General features: G+C 65.3%; 15 protein-coding genes and 2 pseudogenes. 11 read left to right on the plus strand and 6 right to left on the minus strand.

The annotated features are described in order from the left end of the window. Positions 1 to 189 precede the first annotated feature (189 nt). Together AC56KW_RS04895 and AC56KW_RS04900 are read left to right on the plus strand one after the other, a co-directional pair. Positions 190 to 408, plus strand: coding sequence for a hypothetical protein (locus AC56KW_RS04895; RefSeq protein ID WP_497169613.1), 219 nt, complete (start codon positions 190 to 192; stop codon positions 406 to 408). 72 nt (positions 409 to 480) lie between these two features. Beyond that, the gene (locus tag AC56KW_RS04900) at positions 481 to 927 is read left to right on the plus strand and encodes an FKBP-type peptidyl-prolyl cis-trans isomerase (RefSeq protein WP_497169614.1); all 447 of its coding nucleotides are present in this window, start codon (positions 481 to 483) and stop codon (positions 925 to 927) included. On the opposite strand, the gene AC56KW_RS04905 is transcribed toward AC56KW_RS04900, so the two are convergent. The 3 genes and pseudogenes from AC56KW_RS04905 to AC56KW_RS04915 all read right to left on the minus strand — a co-directional run bounded on the left by AC56KW_RS04905 (position 924) and on the right by AC56KW_RS04915 (position 4261). Beyond that, positions 924 to 1052: a hypothetical protein gene (locus tag AC56KW_RS04905; RefSeq protein WP_497169615.1), complete on the minus strand. Its 129-nt coding sequence runs from the start codon at positions 1050 to 1052 to the stop codon at positions 924 to 926. The genes AC56KW_RS04900 and AC56KW_RS04905 overlap by 4 nt on opposite strands. A gap of 727 nt (positions 1053 to 1779) precedes the next feature. Then, positions 1780 to 1923, minus strand: a pseudogene (locus AC56KW_RS04910) (IS1595 family transposase); the annotation flags it as partial. Positions 1924 to 2065: 142 nt separating this feature from the next. After that, positions 2066 to 4261: an OsmC domain/YcaO domain-containing protein gene (locus AC56KW_RS04915; protein WP_497169616.1), complete on the minus strand. Its 2196-nt coding sequence runs from the start codon at positions 4259 to 4261 to the stop codon at positions 2066 to 2068. 282 nt (positions 4262 to 4543) lie between these two features. Between AC56KW_RS04915 and AC56KW_RS04920 the strand changes: the two genes are divergently transcribed. The 3 genes from AC56KW_RS04920 (at position 4544) to AC56KW_RS04930 (ending at position 8575) form a co-directional block, all read left to right on the plus strand. Next, positions 4544 to 5476 carry an alpha/beta hydrolase gene (locus tag AC56KW_RS04920; protein ID WP_497169617.1) on the plus strand — a complete coding sequence of 311 codons (933 nt, stop codon included), beginning with the start codon at positions 4544 to 4546 and terminating at the stop codon, positions 5474 to 5476. Between the two features lie 89 nt (positions 5477 to 5565). Further along, positions 5566 to 7407 (plus strand): DEAD/DEAH box helicase, encoded by a 1842-nt coding sequence (locus AC56KW_RS04925; protein WP_497169618.1) that lies wholly within the window; start codon positions 5566 to 5568, stop codon positions 7405 to 7407. A gap of 175 nt (positions 7408 to 7582) precedes the next feature. Beyond that, positions 7583 to 8575: a site-specific integrase gene (locus AC56KW_RS04930; RefSeq protein ID WP_497169619.1), complete on the plus strand. Its 993-nt coding sequence runs from the start codon at positions 7583 to 7585 to the stop codon at positions 8573 to 8575. Between the two features lie 20 nt (positions 8576 to 8595). On the opposite strand, the gene lldD is transcribed toward AC56KW_RS04930, so the two are convergent. After that, positions 8596 to 9729 carry an FMN-dependent L-lactate dehydrogenase LldD gene (gene lldD / locus AC56KW_RS04935; RefSeq protein ID WP_497169620.1) on the minus strand — a complete coding sequence of 378 codons (1134 nt, stop codon included), beginning with the start codon at positions 9727 to 9729 and terminating at the stop codon, positions 8596 to 8598. Between lldD and AC56KW_RS04940 the strand changes: the two genes are divergently transcribed. From AC56KW_RS04940 to galK, 4 genes are read left to right on the plus strand one after another with little or no spacing between them, the layout of a single operon-like run. Continuing rightward, complete coding sequence (locus AC56KW_RS04940) at positions 9710 to 10939, plus strand: sodium:solute symporter family transporter (RefSeq protein WP_497169621.1); 1230 nt, start codon at positions 9710 to 9712, stop codon at positions 10937 to 10939. The genes lldD and AC56KW_RS04940 overlap by 20 nt on opposite strands. Next, positions 10936 to 11118, plus strand: a complete 183-nt coding sequence (locus AC56KW_RS04945) for a hypothetical protein (protein WP_497169622.1) — start codon at positions 10936 to 10938, stop codon at positions 11116 to 11118. Before AC56KW_RS04940 ends, AC56KW_RS04945 begins: the two co-directional genes overlap by 4 nt. A gap of 35 nt (positions 11119 to 11153) precedes the next feature. Next, positions 11154 to 12230 (plus strand): UDP-glucose--hexose-1-phosphate uridylyltransferase, encoded by a 1077-nt coding sequence (locus AC56KW_RS04950; RefSeq protein ID WP_497169623.1) that lies wholly within the window; start codon positions 11154 to 11156, stop codon positions 12228 to 12230. Between the two features lie 7 nt (positions 12231 to 12237). Further along, positions 12238 to 13401, plus strand: coding sequence for a galactokinase (galK, locus tag AC56KW_RS04955; RefSeq protein WP_497169624.1), 1164 nt, complete (start codon positions 12238 to 12240; stop codon positions 13399 to 13401). A 224-nt stretch (positions 13402 to 13625) separates the two neighbouring features. On the opposite strand, the gene AC56KW_RS04960 is transcribed toward galK, so the two are convergent. Continuing rightward, entirely contained in the window at positions 13626 to 13799 is a 174-nt protein-coding gene (locus AC56KW_RS04960; RefSeq protein ID WP_497169625.1) for a hypothetical protein, read from the minus strand. A gap of 49 nt (positions 13800 to 13848) precedes the next feature. On the opposite strand from AC56KW_RS04960, the pseudogene AC56KW_RS04965 reads away from it, so the two are divergent. After that, positions 13849 to 14055: pseudogene (locus AC56KW_RS04965) on the plus strand (hypothetical protein); the annotation flags it as partial. On the opposite strand, the gene AC56KW_RS04970 reads toward AC56KW_RS04965, so the two are convergent. After that, positions 14052 to 15497 (minus strand): NAD-dependent succinate-semialdehyde dehydrogenase, encoded by a 1446-nt coding sequence (locus tag AC56KW_RS04970; protein WP_497169867.1) that lies wholly within the window; start codon positions 15495 to 15497, stop codon positions 14052 to 14054. The pseudogene AC56KW_RS04965 and the gene AC56KW_RS04970 overlap by 4 nt on opposite strands. 665 nt (positions 15498 to 16162) lie before the next feature. On the opposite strand from AC56KW_RS04970, the gene AC56KW_RS04975 reads away from it, so the two are divergent. Beyond that, positions 16163 to 16768 (plus strand): PEP-CTERM sorting domain-containing protein, encoded by a 606-nt coding sequence (locus AC56KW_RS04975; RefSeq protein WP_497169868.1) that lies wholly within the window; start codon positions 16163 to 16165, stop codon positions 16766 to 16768. Positions 16769 to 17106: the final 338 nt, after the last annotated feature.

Consider the following 17106-nt stretch of genomic DNA (forward strand, 5'->3'; position numbering starts at 1 on the left):
CGACGCAGGCCGATGGGGGCGGCTTGCCCATCGACCACGCGCTGACGGCCAACCATTCGACGATCTCGCGCCGTCTGCATCGGCGTCAAGCGACGCCTGGCCAGAAGCGGGGTGCAGCGCAGTCCCGAGTGCTACCTGCTCACTGCTGGAGGCGCCCATGCGCGTCGACTTTCATGGCATGCCCGCCTTGTGCGACCGGATCGGGACGGCGAACAGCCCCTGTTCGCCGGCTTCGGCGACACCGACGGCTACCTGCCGGTCGCGCCGACACGCGCGATCTGGCTGCCGACCCGCGGGCAGGACCGCAAGGACTTGCCGATCCGCGCCGCGCGCGACGACATCCTGGAGGCGTTCGACGAGGCGCGCTTGCCGTTCGAGGCGCGAGGCCGCAAGCGCGCGGCCCGCTAGCGGTGTTGGCATCGGCCGCGGCGCAGGGTATGCTGCCGAAATTCCGTTCCTACCACCATCAAGAAAGAACCCATGAAACATCTGCTGTCTTCCTGCATCATCGGCCTTGGATTGACGCTGGCCCTGGCCGGCTGCGACCGCGCCAAGACGCCCGCCACCTCCACGGCGGCGGCAGCGGCCGTCGCCTTCCAGAAGATCGACACCGTCCCCGGCGCCGGCAAGGAAGCCGTGGCCGGCGCCACCGCGGTCGTCAACTACACCGGCTGGCTATATGCGCCGGACACCGAATCGCTGCGCGGCCAGCAGTTCGACTCCTCGGCCGGGCGTTCGCCGTTCAGCTTCCAGCTGGGCGCCGGCCAGGTCATCCGCGGCTGGGATGAAGGGGTGCAAGGCATGAAGGTCGGCGGCAAGCGCACGCTGATCCTGCCGCCCGAGATGGGCTATGGCGCCGGCGGCGCGGGTCCGATTCCGCCCAACGCCAGCCTGATCTTCGACGTCGAACTGCTCGACGTACGCTAGGAACCGGCAGGTTCGAGGCCGCCGTCAACGGGGCCTGAAAATTTCAGCGGCGGCAGCGTGTCGGGATAGCGGTTGCGCAGCGCGTCGACGGCGCCGAGGGTGTCCGACAGGTAGGTGCGCACCATTGGCCGCGCCCGATCGCCCCGGCAGTCGCGGCGTGCTGCTCCAGGATCGACAGGGCCTTGCCGTTGAACGGCGGGCCGGCGACCGGGACGACGCGCATCGCGGTGATGACGGGTCGCGCCGTGAGCGTTGGCATTCATGATGCATCGCGAGCGCCTTGCACAGCACCGCCGGGTTGTCCAGTCCACGGTCCAGTACACCGGGATCCCGCTCCCTGCCAGCAGGCCCAGCTCGTCGGCCACGCGCACCGTGGTTTCCGAGGGCCGATAGTGGGACAGGCGCACGTAGCTGCCGTTCAGGCCATGCTCGATCTCGTGCAGCAGCGCGCGACGCCTGTCCGTTCCTATCGGGCGCCGGGTTGGGACCGAATTCCTCCTCCTGCAATGAGATGCCGCGCAGGACCAGCGGCTTGCCGTTCAAGAGGATCTGGTTGCCCTGGACGGCGATGGTGCGAAAGCCCATGCGTTCGCGCACCTGTCGCCGGCGGCGCTGAAGCGCACCTCGTACAGGGTCGGCTTCTCGCGCGTCCATTTTTCCAGGCCTTCGGGCCGGCAGGTCGAGGATCGCGCGTCCATCACCATGCGCGACAGCCCAGTGGGTTTAGTCAACAAGTTGAGCAAAGGCCTGCGCGCGGCGGTCTTTCAGTCACGGCTGCGCACGGTTCGCGGCCTGTCGCCGCCTCGACGCCCTGGCATCGTGCTGCGCGCGCGGCGCAGTTGCCGCCGGCGCGGGGCAGCAGCGGACTCTTGAACGAATCCCCTCGACGAGGAAGATGACGCGGTCCAGGCCGGCTGCGGGACGCAAGGCGGCCAGCAGCTGCTGGCGCTGCGGCTGGTTCAGCAGCGCCAGCTCGGAGAACAGCGCGGCCACCATGGGGCTTTCACCGTGCGTTCCTATCGACGTCGACCGGAGCCCGACCGCCGATCAGCCCGGCAGTTCAATACTCATCCACAGCTAACGAGTACAGCACCGAAAGAAACCCCTGCGAACAGGGACTGCGTCAGAGCGGGAGCAATCAGGCGCTGGCCGCCCTGGCCCGCGCCGCATGGAGCTTGCGGTAGCTGTCGATCAGGCGGTGGTGGCGATCGAGCCCTTCCAGCGCCATGCTGGTCGGCGTGAGGCCGTGGAAACGCACGCTGCCGTCGACCGAGCCGAGCACCGCATCCATCCGGGCGTCGCCGAACATGCGGCGGAGGTTGACCACGTAATCGTCGCGTTCCAGTGCATCGTCGAGCTCCACTTCGAGCACCACGTTCAGGGCCTGGTAGAACAGGCCGCGTTCAACGGTGTTGTCGTTGTATTGCAGGAAGGCGCCGACCAGCTCATGGGCGTCCTCGAGGCGCCCCAGCGCCAGGTTGATCAACAGGCGCAGCTCGAGCACGGTCAGCTGGCCCCAGTCCGTGTTCTCGTCGAACTCCACGCCGATCAAGGTAGCGACATCGGAATACTCGTCCAGCTCATTGTTTTCCAGGCGCTCGAGCAGCGCTTCGAGGCTGTCATCGTCCAGGCGGTGCAGGTTCAGGATATCGGCCCGGAACAGCAGGGATTTATTCGTGTTGTCCCAGACCAGGTCTTCGACCGGATATACCTCGGAATAACCCGGCACCAGGATGCGGCAGGCCACGGCGCCCAACTCGTCGTACACGGCGGTGTAGACTTCCTTGCCCATGTTGTCGAGAATGGCCAGCAGGGTCGCGGCTTCATCGAGATTGGCGTTCTCGCCGCGGCTGGTGAAGTCCCACTCGACAAAATCGATGTCCGTGCGGGCACTGAAGAAGCGCCACGACACCACGCCGCTGGAGTCGATGAAGTGCTCGACGAAGTTATACGGCTCGGTTACGGCTTCGCTGGCGAAGGTCGGCCGCGGCAGGTCGTTCAAGCCTTCGAAGCTGCGCCCCTGCAGCAGTTCGGTCAGGCTGCGCTCGAGTGCCACCTCGAAGCTCGGATGCGCGCCGAACGAGGCGAACACGCCGCCGGTGCGCGGATTCATCAGCGTCACGCACATCACAGGGTATTGCCCGCCCAGTGACGCGTCCTTGACCAGCACCGGGAAGCCCTGTTCTTCCAGGCCCTTGATGCCGGCCAGGATGCCCGGGTACTTCGCCAGGACTTCCTGCGGCACGTCCGGCAAGGCCATCTCGCCTTCCAGGATCTCGCGCTTGACGGCGCGCTCGAAGATCTCGGACAGGCATTGCACCTGCGCTTCGGCCAGGGTATTCCCGGCGCTCATGCCATTGCTGGCATACAGGTTCTCGATCAGGTTGGACGGGAAATACACGACCTCGCCGTCCGAATGGCGCACGAACGGGAGCGACACGATGCCCCGTTCCACATTGCCCGAATTGGTGTCGACCAGGTGCGAGCCACGCAACTCGCCGTCCGGATCGTAGATCCCGCGGCTGTAGTCATCCAGGATCTCCGGAGGCAGCGCGTCGTCGGCGCCGGGCTTGAACCAGCGCTCGTTCGGATAATGCACGAAAGGTGCGTTGGCGATGTCCTCGCCCCAGAAGGCGCCGGCATAGAAGTGGTTATTGTTCAGGCGTTCGATGTATTCGCCCAGGGCCGAGGCCAGCGCGCTTTCCTTGGTCGATCCCTTGCCGTTGGTGAAGCACATCGGCGAATGGGCATCGCGGATATGCAACGACCAGACGTTCGGAACGATATTGCGCCAGGAGGCGATCTCGATCTTGATACCCCAGCTGGCAAGCATGCCCGACATATTGGCGATCGTTTGCTCGAGCGGCAAGTCCTTGCCGGGAATGTAGGTCTGCGCATCCGATGGCTGCAGCGTCAGCAACGCCTGGGCGTCGGCGTCGAGATTGGCCACCTCTTCGATCACGAATGCGGGACCGGCCTGCACGACCTTCTTGACCGTGCAGCGGTCGATCGAGCGCAGGATGCCCTGGCGGTCTTTTTCGGAAATATCCGCCGGCAGCTCGACCTGGATCTTGAAGATCTGCTGGTAACGGTTTTCCGGGTCGACGATATTATTTTGCGACAGGCGGATGTGCTCGGTCGGGATATTCCGGGTATCGCAGTACAACTTCACGAAATACGCCGCGCACAGGGCGGACGAGGCCAGGAAGTAATCGAAAGGCCCTGGCGCCGAGCCGTCGCCTTTATAGCGGATGGGCTGGTCGGCGATGACGGTGAAATCGTCGAACTTGGCTTCCAGGCGAAGCTTGTCGAGGAAGTTGACTTTAATTTCCATTGGAGAATTCCGAATACGATAGGTAGGACAAACAAAATACAAAGCCCTGTAAGGACAGGGCTCATGGGTGACTCTTTACAGCAAGGAAATTCCCTTCAGGAGTCTGACTCCACTCGACCAGCTGCTGCCAAGCCAGGTTCCTGGGTAGCGCGTGCATTTTATCATGGGCCTCTTGCATGCCTGGAGGAGCAGGAGCCCATTTACAAGTTACCGGTACCGGCTGGGTTATTATCCGTACCATAAAAACAGACAAGGACCCGCATGTACGCGACACGGAGACATATGCTCAAACAAATCGGGGCCGCCATGCTGGCCGCATCCCCTGCCGGCGCCGCGCTGGCGGCCGGCGCCACCTGGCCTGCCGCGCCAGTCACGATCCCGCTCTGGCCAGAGGGCGTTCCCGGCGCCCGGGCTGGCCTGGAACAGGAACGTTATGTGGACGGCCGGGTCAGCCGCGTCGCCGATCCCACCTTGACCGTGTACCCGCCGGCCGTCGACCGCGCCAATGGCAGCGCCGTCATCATCTGCCCCGGCGGCGGCTACGAGCGCCTGGCCATCGTGCGCGAAGGCGAACAGCATGCGCGCTGGCTTTCCAGCCTCGGCGTGACCGCTTTCGTGCTCAAGTACCGGATGCGCGAATTCGGTCACCCGGCGCCACTGCAGGACGTGCTGCGCGCGGTGCGCCTGGTGCGCGCCCAGGCGGGGCAGTACGATCTTCGACCGGATCGCATCGGCGTGATGGGCAGCTCGGCGGGCGGTCACCTGGCCGCCACTGCCGGCACGCTGTTCGACCATCCGCTGGGACGCACGGGCAATGCGCTCGACAAGGTGGACGCCCGGCCCGACTTCTTGATGCTGATGTATCCGGTGATCGCGCTCGAGGGGCCGGCGGCGCATGGCGGATCGCGCACCGCCCTGCTCGGCCCTTCGCCCAGTGCGGCGGACATCGAACTGATGTCCGTCGCACGCCAGGTGACGGTGCGCACGCCGCCGACCTTGCTGATCCATACCCAGGACGACGCCGCGGTGCCGGTCGAGAACAGCATCCTGTTCTACCAGGCGCTCACGCGCGCGAAGGTGCCGGCCGAGATGCACCTGTTCGAACATGGCGAACATGGCATGGGCATGCGCACCGGCTTGGGCAATGCTTCGCTGTGGCCGCGCCGCGCCGAGGAATGGTTGCGCGCGCGGGGGCTGCTCGATCGTGTGAAATAAGCCGGCGCCGGCCCGGCGCCGTGAACATTGGCGAGTTTTCGCGTCCAGGCGTCACGTAGAATGACACCTGGACGAACCAAGGAGCGCACATGGCAACGCTGATTCCTTCGATCGGCGCGTGCGCCTCGCGGATGACGCCCGGAGAACGCCGCCTGGCGGCCCGCCTGGAAGACAAGCTGGAAGACGATTATCTGTGCTGGTACGACGTCTCGATCGGAGAGCGTACCCAGCACCCGGACTTCATCGTATTCCATCCGAACCGCGGCCTGCTGGTGCTGGAGGTCAAGGACTGGCGCGCCGACACGATTCGCAGCATCGACAAGCACACCGTCGCGATCCTGGCCCACGCCGGCATCAAGAACGTACAGAATCCGCTGGAACAGGCGCGCCAGTACATGTTCGCCGTCACCAACAAGCTCGAGCGCGACCCGCAGTTGGTATGGCCCAGCGGATCGCTGAAGGGCAAGCCGTTCTTCCCCTACGGGCATGGCGTGGTACTGACGAACATCACCCGCAAGCAGTTCGACAAGGCCGAACTGGCGAACGTCATGCCGCCGCATCTCGTCATCTGCCAGGACGAAATGACCGAGAGCGTGGATTCGGAAGGATTCCAGCAGCGACTATGGCAAATGTTCCCCATCAAGTTCAAGATGAAGCTGAGCGCGCCGCAGATCGATCGCATCCGCTGGCACATCTTTCCTGAAGTACGCATCCCCGCCCAACCGGACACGTGCGATGAACCGGGTCAGCTGACGGTCGAACTGCCGGATATTCTGCGCGTAATGGATCTGCAGCAAGAGCAACTGGCGCGCAGCCTGGGTGAAGGACACCGTGTCATCCACGGTGTCGCCGGCTCGGGCAAGACGCTGATCCTCGGCTACCGCGCCGAGCATCTGGCGAAGTCCAGCACCCGACCAATCCTGATCCTGTGCTACAACAAGACGCTGGCGACCAAGCTGGCAAGCGTCATGGCGACCAAGGGATTGCACGACAAGGTCCACGTCGCCACCTTCCACGCCTGGTGCGTGCGGCAGCTCGACGCCTACCATGCGGGCAAGCCGGTCAACGATGGCGACGTGAACGCCTTCTTCGAGGCCTGCGTGGAGCGCGTGATCCACTCGGTCGACCGCAAGGTGATCCCGGCCGCGCAATATGAGGCGGTGCTGATCGACGAAGGGCATGACTTCAAGCCGGAATGGTTCAAGCTGGTGGTGCAGATGGTCCATCCCGACGCGAACTCGCTGCTCGTGCTGTACGACGACGCCCAGTCGATCTATGGCGACCGCAAACGGTCCCGCTTTTCGTTTTCCAGCGTCGGCATCCAGGCCAAGGGCCGTACCACCATCCTGAAACTCAACTACCGCAACACGGCCGAGATCCTGGCGGTGGCGCGCGCGTTCGCCGACCAGTTGCTGGCGCCGAGCGATGCCGAGGAAGACCAGGCCCCGACCGTGCTGCCGATGAGCGCTGGAAGGCGCGGTCCCCGGCCCCTGCTCGTCAGCTTGCCAACGCTGAAGGACGAGGCCACGTTCCTCGCCGAGCGCCTGTCCGATGCGCACCGGCTGGGCATGCCGTGGAACGAGATGGCGGTCGTCTACCGCCGCTATGGCGTCGGCAAGCTGCTCGTCGACGCGCTCGCACGCAAAGGCATCCCATTCCAGTGGCAACAGGATCGCAAATGGTCGTTCATGCCGGCGCACGACAGCGTGAAACTGATCACCATGCACAGCAGCAAAGGGCTCGAGTTCCCCCTGGTCTGCATTCCCGGCATCGGCGCTGCGTCGCAGGAAGAAGAAGACCCGGTCGGCGAGGCCCGACTGCTGTACGTGGCGATGACCCGCGCGACGCATGAACTGGTCATGACGCATAGCGAGAAGTCGCTGCTGTCGGAAAAGATGTCAGGGGCAATGGGCATATTGGCGGCGTTCTGACCGTTCTGACCGTTCTGCACGGATCGATCAAACTGCTTCGCTGCCGGCCTTGTCACCCAATTGTTCCATGTATCGTAGCCTGTGGCGCCCGGTAAAGCTGGCTGGTGCGCGCCTTTTGTTGGTTAGTTACTTTTATGGTAGAATATCATCCTCTGCTACCCCAGCGCACCTCATCATGCACACACCAACCTCGTGGGATGCCGATCCGGTTCGATCATTCAAGGACTTCGTCTCCAGTGTCGCTTTCGCCGAGACCGGCCGGCGCCAGCGCGCCGACGGCACGCTGCGGGTGTTGTCCGCCGCATCGGCCAAGATCTACGTCTTCATGTTCAACAACGTGGCGGGCTGGTTCCAGGAACAGCGACTCGTCTTCTCCAGGGTGACGCAGGCCGACCTGCTGCGCTTCATCGGCCGCACCGTCAAAGGCAAGCGGGTATTGAACAGCAAGATTGCCTACCGCTACCTGCGCCTGCTCGAACGCTGCTACGAGCATCTCGGCGTGGCGCCGAATCCGGCGCAACTGGCCATCCTCGGCATCGACCGCGCGCACATGGCCAAGGACGATGCCGGGCGAACGCTGTCGGAAGACCAGCTGCAGCGCTTCTTCGCGGCGCTGCCGGCCGAAGTGCCGCGCAAGCGCCGCAACACCCCGTTCGATGGCTGGAAGCGGCGGCGCGACCGGGCCATGCAAGTCGTCATCGCCCTGGCCGGCCTGCGCGTCTCGGAAGCGGTCGGCCTGCTCCTGCCCGAGGTCGGGCGCCAGGCCGCGATCGACGGGTCGATCCTGCTGACGATCACTCCCGACGAGAAACACGACACCAGCCACGAACACACGATCGACCTCCCGCGCGAGGGCGCCGACGAGCTGCGCGCCTGGATGGAAGAGCGCGACGCCATGGGAATCCCGGGCGAGTTCGTGTTCCCGGCGAACCTGACCGGCGCCAGGATGACGAGAAAGACCGTATACATGCAGATGCGCGCCACCTTCGAACGTGCCGGCATGGACCTGTCGCGCTCGGGCGGACGCACCTTGCGCAACACCTTCGCCAAGCGCCAGCTCGACCAGGGCGCCAGTCCCGACGAGCTGAAGGACGTGCTCGGCCTGGCGCTCGAGCGCTCCGCCGCCGACTACAAACTCACCCGCGTGACGCCCGATCCGACCGAGTGACCACGCCGGGAGCCTGATCGCTAGCGTGCCAGCAGGTGCGGCCCGATCTCGTCCACCTTTCGCACGCCGGTCAAGACCATATTGGTGCGCAAGTCTTTTTCCATGATCTGCAGCAGGCGCTCGACCCCGGCCTGGCCCTGCGTGGCCAGCGCATAGACGAAGGCGCGGCCCAGCAGGACGCCGTCAGCGCCGAGCGCCAGCATGCGGAACACGTCGGTTCCGGTGCGCACGCCGCCATCGGCGAAGATCGCCAATTGCCCCTTCACCGCAGCCGCGACGGCTGGCAGCGCGGCCGCGCTCGACGGCGCGCCATCGAGCTGGCGCCCGCCATGGTTCGAGACCACGATGCCGTCGGCGCCGAAGGCCAGGGCATCGCGCGCGTCGTCGGGGTCGAGGATGCCCTTGATGACCAGCTTGCCCTGCCATTCGTCGCGAATCCACTGCAGGTCGGGCCAGGCGATGCCGGGATCGAAGTTGGCGCCCAACCAGCCGATGTAGTCGGCCAGGCCGGTGGCGCTGCCGCGGTAGGCCGAGATATTGCCCAGGTCGTGCGGGCGCCCGAACAGGCCCACGTCCCACGCCCAGCGCGGATGCAGCACTGCCTGCAGCATGCGCCGCAGCGGGCCGTTCGGGCCGCTCATGCCGCTGTGGGCGTCGCGATAGCGCGCGCCGGGCACCGGCATATCGACCGTAAACACCAGCGTGCGCGAGCCGAGCTCCCATGCACGGCGCATCACGTCGCGCATGAAACCACGGTCCTTCAGCACGTAGAGCTGGAACCAGATCGGGTGCGAGGCCTGGGCCGCCACCTCCGACAGCGGACAGACCGAGACGGTCGACTGGATGAACGGGATGTTGCGGTGGCAGGCGGCGCGCACCGCCTGCACTTCGCCGCGCCGCGCGTACATGCCGGTCAGGCCCACCGGCGCCAGCGCGATCGGCAGCGAATAGCCTTCGCCGAACCACCGCACGCCCAGCTCAAGCTGCTCGGAGCCGCGCAGCACGCGCTGGCGCAGCTTGATCGCCTGCAGGTCGTCGACATTGCTGCGCAGGGTCTGCTCGGCGCCGGCGCCGCCGTCGAGGTAGTGGAACAGGAAAGGTGGCAGCCGGCGGCGCGCGGCCTGGCGAAAGTCGGTGGCGGACGAGATGATCATGGGCGGGTGCGGCGTGAGCGGATCGTATCCGCAGTCTACGACGGCGCACACCTGCGCGTCCATTATCGCGGCATGGATGATCAGCCATGATCGCCGCCGGTATTGGCATGGCGTCGACAAACACGGCAAACGCTCAAGCGCCCGATTAGATCGAGCACCGCGCCCCCACCGGTTGACACTTCGAGAACGGAAAATGAATACTCGGCCGGCAAGCCTTGATCAGCGCCCAGGGGTACTAGCGCTGGGCCGCCGCATCCGCGTCGCGCCGAACGGCAAACATGACCGGGCCGCATGCGCCCGGCGGCACAGAGACACCGACCAATGCCCCCATTTCAGCACACTCGACACCTGCGTGTTCCTGGTTTACATCGTGGCCATCGCGGTCTACGGCATCTGGATCTACTGGCGCAAGAAGCGCAGCAGCGGCAAGGCCATCCACGACTTCTTCCCGGCCGACGGCTCCCTGATGTGGTGGGCGATCGGCGCCTCGCTGATCGCCTCGAACATCTCGGCCGAACAGTTCATCGGCATGAGCGGCTCCGGCTACCGCATCGGCATGGCGATCGCCGTCTACGAGCTGTTCGCGGCCTTCCTGAAGCTCTTGATGCCGATCATCGTGGTCTTGCCAGGCATCGCGGCCTACGCCCTCGACCGCTCGGGCACCCTGGCGACGCCATGCGTCCGGGCGGCGAACTCAATCCGAGCGCGCTTATCCCACCCTGCTCGCCCTGCTCCCGGCCGGGATCAATGGCCTGGCCTTCGCCGCGCTGACGGCGGCCGTGGTGGCCTCGCTGGCCGGCAAGGCCAACAGCATCGCCACCATCTTCACGCTCGCCATCGACGACAAGCACTTCAACCGCGAGGCCCGCGAACAGAAGATGGTGTGGATCGGCGCGTGTCGGTGGTGGCCTCGATGGCGATCGCCGTGCTGCTCGCGCCGCTGATGGGCATCGACAAGAAGGGTGGCTTCCAGTACATCCAGGCATACACGGGCTTCGTCTCGCCCGGCATCCTGGCGATGTTCCTGCTCGGCGTCTACTGGCGCAAGACCACCGCCGCGGCGGCGATGTTCGCCACCATCGGCGGCCTGGTGTTCTCGGTGTTCCTGAAATTCCTGCCGCTGGCGATGGACCTGAGCTTCCTGGCGCCGCTCGGCTTCGCCGCCGACAATGGCGCCGGCGTGCATGAATCCCGTTCCTCGACCGCATGATGACCGTGTTCATCATGGTCGTCATCGGCATGGTGGCGATGAGCACACTGGCCGGGCAGGACGGCACGCTCAAGCGCATGCATATCGACCGCACGCTGTTTTGCGCCGATGGCGGCTTTGCGCTGGGCTCGGCCGTGAGCTGCGTGGTGCTGGTCGCCATTTATGGCATCGGCTGGTAAGCTGCATGGCATCCGACCACGCAGACAGGACTGTCATGTTCAATCCTACCGACCATCCACACCGCCGCCACGACCCGCTCAGCGGCGACTGGGTACTGGTGTCGCCCCACCGCGCCAAGCGGCCCTGGCAAGGGCAGCAGGAAGCCCCCGAGCGGGGAGCCCGTCCCTCGCACGACCCCGGCTGCTACCTGTGCGCCGGCAACGTGCGCGTCAACGGTGAGCGCAACCCCGACTACCAGGGCACTTATGTGTTCGCCAACGACTTCGCCGCGCTCATGCCCGACACGCCGGAGGCGGCGCCGGGCGCCGACCCGCTGTTCCAGAGCATGAGCGCGCGCGGCACCAGCCGTGTGATCTGCTTCTCGCCCGACCATGCGAAATCGCTCCCGCAACTGGCTTTGCCGGCGCTGCGCGAGGTGATCGACACCTGGTGCGCGCAGGCGGCCGAGCTCGGCGCCAGTTATCGATGGGTCCAGGTCTTCGAGAACAAGGGTGCGGCCATGGGCTGCTCCAATCCCCATCCGCACGGCCAGGTCTGGGCCACCAGCTTCCTGCCCGACCTGCCCACGCGCGAAGACCGCCAGCAGCGCGACTATCTCGCCACCCACGGCCGTGCGCTGCTGCTCGACGTCGCCGAGCGCGAGGCGCGAGCACAAGAGCGGGTGGTGGTCGACACCAAGCACTGGCTCGCGGTAGTGCCTTATTGGGCGGCCTGGCCGTTCGAGACGCTGTTGCTGCCGCGCTTCCCGGTGCGGCGCCTGGAAGACCTCGACGCCGGGCAGCGCGACGACCTGGCGCTCGCGCTCAAGCGTCTCACGACCCGCTACGACAACCTGTTCCAGACCTCCTTCCCCTATTCGATGGGCTGGCACGGTGCGCCGTACGGGCCGGGCGGCAGCGAAGAAAGCGGCGCCGAGGCCTGGCAGCTGCACGCCCACTTCCATCCACCGCTGCTGCGTTCGGCCTCGGTGCGCAAATTCATGGTCGGCTTCGAGATGCTGGCCGAGGCGCAGCGCGACCTGACGCCGGAACAGGCGGCCGCCATGCTGCGCGCCGTCTCCGACGAAATGCACTACCTCGATGCCGTCGACACCCCACCTTCCCATGCTTGAGCGCACGATGAGCGATATCCTGACGGCCAGAGCGGCCGATGTCTTCCTGGCCGCGTTCGGCCAACCACCCACGTTTGGCGTCCAGGCCCCGGGCCGGGTCAATCTGATCGGCGAACACACCGACTACAACGACGGCCTGGTTCTGCCCTGCGCGATCGGCTACCGCACGGTGATCGTGGCGCGGCCGCGCACCGACCGCCGGCTGCGGGTGGTGGCGGCCGACTATGACGACGCCGTCGACGAGTACGCGCTCGACGCACCGATCGACCGCCTGGCGGCGCCGATGTGGGCCAACTATGTGCGCGGCGTGGTGTGCGAATTGCTGCAGCGCGAACCTGGCGGGAGGGCCTTGAGCGGCATGGACATGGTGATCGCCGGCGACGTGCCGCAAGGCGCCGGCCTGTCGTCCTCGGCCTCGCTGTCGGTGGCGGTCTGCACGCTGTTCGGCGCCCTGCCCTGCGGCGGCCTCGGGCCGATCGAGGCGGCGCTGCTCGCCCAGCGCGCCGAGAACGACTTTGTCGGCTGCAAGTGCGGCAATATGGACCAGATCAGCTCCGCCTGCGGCGTCCAGGACCATGCCTTGATGATCGACTGCCGCTCGCTGGACGTGCGCCCGGTCCCGATCCCCGACGGGGCGGCGATCCTGATCGTCGAATCGCACATCACGCGCGGCCTGGTCGATAGCGCCTACAACACGCGCCGCGCGCAGTGCGAGGAGGCGGCGCGCCACTTCGGCGTGACGGCGCTGCGCGACGTCGACCTGGCCCGGCTTGCGGCGCAAGCCGAAGGCCTCGATCCGGTCGTGCTGCGCCGCGCGCGCCACGTCGTGAGCGAAAACGCGCGGGTCGAGGCGGCGGCCGCCGCACTGGCCGCCGGGGATCTTGGCCGCATGAGTGAACTGATGGCAGCCTCGCACGCGTCGATGCGCGACGACTTCGAGATCACCGTGCCCGCCATCGACCAGCTGGTGGAGATCATCAAATCGGCCATCGGCACGGCCGGCGGGGTGCGCATGACCGGCGGTGGCTTTGGCGGCTGTGTCGTCGCGCTGGTGCCGGAAAGCGTGGTGGAAACGGCGCGCCAGGCCGTGGCGCGCGACTACCGCGCGCCGCATGGCGCGCCGGCCACCGTGCACGTCTGCCGGGCGGCCGCCGGCGCCGGGATTCTCTAGGCGGCGCTTTAGCGCTATCCTCTCGCCGTTGACCACCACGTTTTCTGGCCGCACTCCACGCGCGCCGGGGACGTCGAGCTTCGTGTCGCCCAGTGTCAGGTCGATATCGTTCGGCACCGTGTCGCTGATTCCGGTCTGGCCAGCAAGCCAGCGTCATGACACCGTGGCCGCGCCGGAACCCGCAGTTGCGCACGCGGACATCGACCACCGGCGGACTGTCCTTGTCATCCAGGGGCAAACGGCCCGTTCGACCCCTTGGCGGCGATACAGTCTTCGGTCACCGAGAAGTAGTGGCCCTCGATCGTCACCCGCTGGCAGCTGCCCGGATCGATCCTGTCGGTGCTCGGCGCCTGCTCGTGGTCGCCCGGTACCACGAAGCGCGCGTTCCCGAACTCCACCAGCGAGACCGCCGACGGCGAACAGATCTAGTCGGCCAGCAGCGGGGACGGCAATCGCTGGACCGTCCCGAATGGCTTGCAGCCCATCCTGCGCAGCAGCATCGGCGCAAGGGGTGTACGCGCCCCGGCGATCGTCCACTCACCGCAAGGCGACAAGTCCTGGATCCTGGCGATCGACCCGTGCATCGCCACGGCCAGGGCTGACCCGGCGGCCAATCCGGCGCCGGGCCATGCAGCGCAGCTAGGCCGTGCTTAAACGCCAACCATCGAGACGGCCTTGGTGTTGAGATAGGATTCCAGCGCCTCCGGGCCGCCTTCCGAGCCATAGCCGGAATCCTTGATGCCGCCGAACGGCAGTTCGGCGCTCGGCGTGGCGGGCTGGTTGATCCACAACATCCCCACTTCAACGCGGTTCATCAGCAGCTGGGCGTTCTTGATCGAGCTGGTGAAGGCATAGCCGGCCAGGCCGTACGGCAGGCGGTTGGCTTCGGCGATAGCGTCTTCGAGGCTGTCGAAACCGCGGATCGCCGCCACCGGACCGAACGGCTCGTCATTGAACACGCTCGCTTCCAGCGGCACATCGGCCAGGATGGTCGGCGCGAAGAAGTTGCCGGCGTCGCCCACGCGCGCGCCACCGGTGGCGACCACGGCGCCCTTGGCGCGCGCATCGTCCACCAGCTGCGCCATCGCGCTCAAGCGGCGCGGATTGGCCAACGGCCCCAGGGTGGTTCCATCGTGCAGGCCATCGCCCAGCTTCAGGCTTTCGGCGTGCTTGACGAACGCGCGGGTGAACTCGTCCTTGACCGCGTTGTGCACCAGGAAGCGGGTCGGCGAGATGCATACCTGGCCCGCATTGCGGAACTTGGCGCCGCCGGCCGCCTTGACCGCCAGCGCGACGTCGGCATCGGCCGCCACGATCACCGGCGCATGGCCGCCCAGCTCCATCGTCGCACGCTTCATGTGGGCGCCGGCCAGGGCGGCCAACTGCTTGCCGACCGGCGTCGAACCGGTGAAGGTGACCTTGCGGATGACCGGATGCGGGATCAGGTAGCCGGAGATCTCGGCCGGGTCGCCGAACACCAGGCCCACCACGCCGGGCGGCACGCCGGCGTCGACGAAGCACTGGAACAGCGCGGCCGGCGATGCCGGGGTCTCTTCAGGCGCCTTGCACAGGAAGGAGCAGCCGGTGGCCAGCGCGGCGGCCAGCTTGCGCACGACCTGGTTGATCGGGAAGTTCCATGGGGTGAAGGCGGCGACCGGACCGACCGGTTCCTTCAGCACCAGTTGCTGCGCGGCCGGGTTGCGCGACGGGACGATGCGACCGTAGACGCGCATACCCTCGGCGGCAAACCAGTCGATGATCTCGGCGCCCGCCATCGCTTCCATTTTGGCTTCGGCCAGCGGTTTGCCCTGCTCTTGCGTCAGCAAACGCGCGATGTCGCCGGCGCGCTCGCGCAGCAAATTGGCGGCGCGGCGCATGGTGGCGGCGCGCTCGGCGGCGGGAATGACACGCCAGGCCTCGAAGCCCTTCTGGGCGGCGGCCAGTGCGCGATCGAGATCGGCGATGGCGGCGTGGGCCACGGTGCCGATCGGCTGCCCGGTGGCCGGGTTGACCACGGGAATCGTCTTGCCGCCGATGGCGTCGACCCATTCGTTGGCGATCAGGAGGCGGATGTCGGGATAGCTGGGAGTCGTCATGAGCATCGGTGTCGAGGTTGGTGAAGCGTCCATGATAGCTTTTTTCCCGAAGATCGGCCGAGCGCGGCACGCCAGGCCAGACCACTGCCGGCAGCGCCAGCCGACGGCTCCACCCCAGCTTGACCCGATGCATCGTCGTGCGAACAGCGGCGCATGAGGTCGATTGGCTCGGCGATCGACCGTCGACATATTCATACCAACTGAATAGTCGAGATTGCAATTGTCCTCGATTTCATTTGAGCATCGAATAAATATTCTTATTCACATCGGGGCTTCGGTGGTAGATTGAAATAACTCAATAAGCGACCTTGGCAATTTCAAGCGAGAAAAGCGGTGTTATCGCCGGCAATCGAGCTTACCCGTAGGGCGAACTACCCGCTTCGCGACAGACGTTCCCTATATTGGATCGGAGCATTTCAAGAAACGGAGGTAAAACCGGCGCTTACTTATTATCAACTCTGTTGGCTATATAAGACAAAGATCAGGTTTCTATCCAGCATATAAAGGGCTGCCAGCAAAACGATCAGGTATATAAGTCAATTCCTAGGGAAGTGCTGATTTATTCCACTTTCCGCCGCCGAACGCAGCGTAACCCTTTGATTTCATTAGTAGCGGATTTTGATAAACCGAATAAATCAGCGGTTCCCTAGGGGAACATCGTGAAGATGAGAACTTATCAAACAGCAATATTATTCGCAGTAATCTGCGGCGGCACCAGCCTTGCGCATGCCGGTTTCATGGGGAAGCAACTCGACGTGCGCTACTATTACACGGATCTGTCGACGCCATACCCGGGCGCCACAGAAACGCCAGCAACGTTTGTGGTTGGGGACGGCACTGAAACGACGATCGACATAGAAAACGTCACTGATATTGTCGTCGACATCAGCGAGGCGTCGATATTATTCAGCTTCGACACCTCGTTCGAGCCGGCGCCGCCCACATTTGGATCCGCAGCATTCAATGGCCTTGAATTCAATTTACTCAGCGGCACTCCATTGAACTTCATCGGTGCGAGCATCGATCCCACATCCACGTTGGCGGGTTTCGACGCGACCCGAGTGAGCTTTACTGATACGCAGGTGAGATTCAACTGGGAAAATCTGACCTACGACTCCGGGACCATATTACGGGTCAACTTCACACAAGGCCCTGCAGAGGTGCCCGAGCCGGCCACGATGTCACTGCTCGGTCTCGGATTCCTGGGTGTCGCGGCAATGCACCGCAGGCGCGCAGTACGCCCGCGTAATACCCGTGTCGAACTTGATTGATGCCAAGCTCATTGCCTCGCGCCGGGACGCTTCCAGTCATCCAGGTCCCAGCGCGCAGGTGTTCAAGCCGACTGCCGACACCATTGCCGCCGTGCTCGCGCAAAGATTCACCTTCCTTGCGCCCTGTGTACCGCCAGCATCGTCTCTTCAGAAACGCCATTGATCGGCACCACTGGCCGTCACCACAGGCCACGGCATGGCGCGCCCGATCGCAGCACGATAGTGTGCCGACTGAACCGCTGAGAACGGTTTAATATAGCGCACCGTTATAGAAATCAATGCCATCGAGCATCAACTGCCGAGAACACACCGCCCGCGGCAGCGCATGCCCGTCCTGG

The sequence above is a fragment of the Telluria sp. RT2P19 genome, from assembly GCF_059685725.1.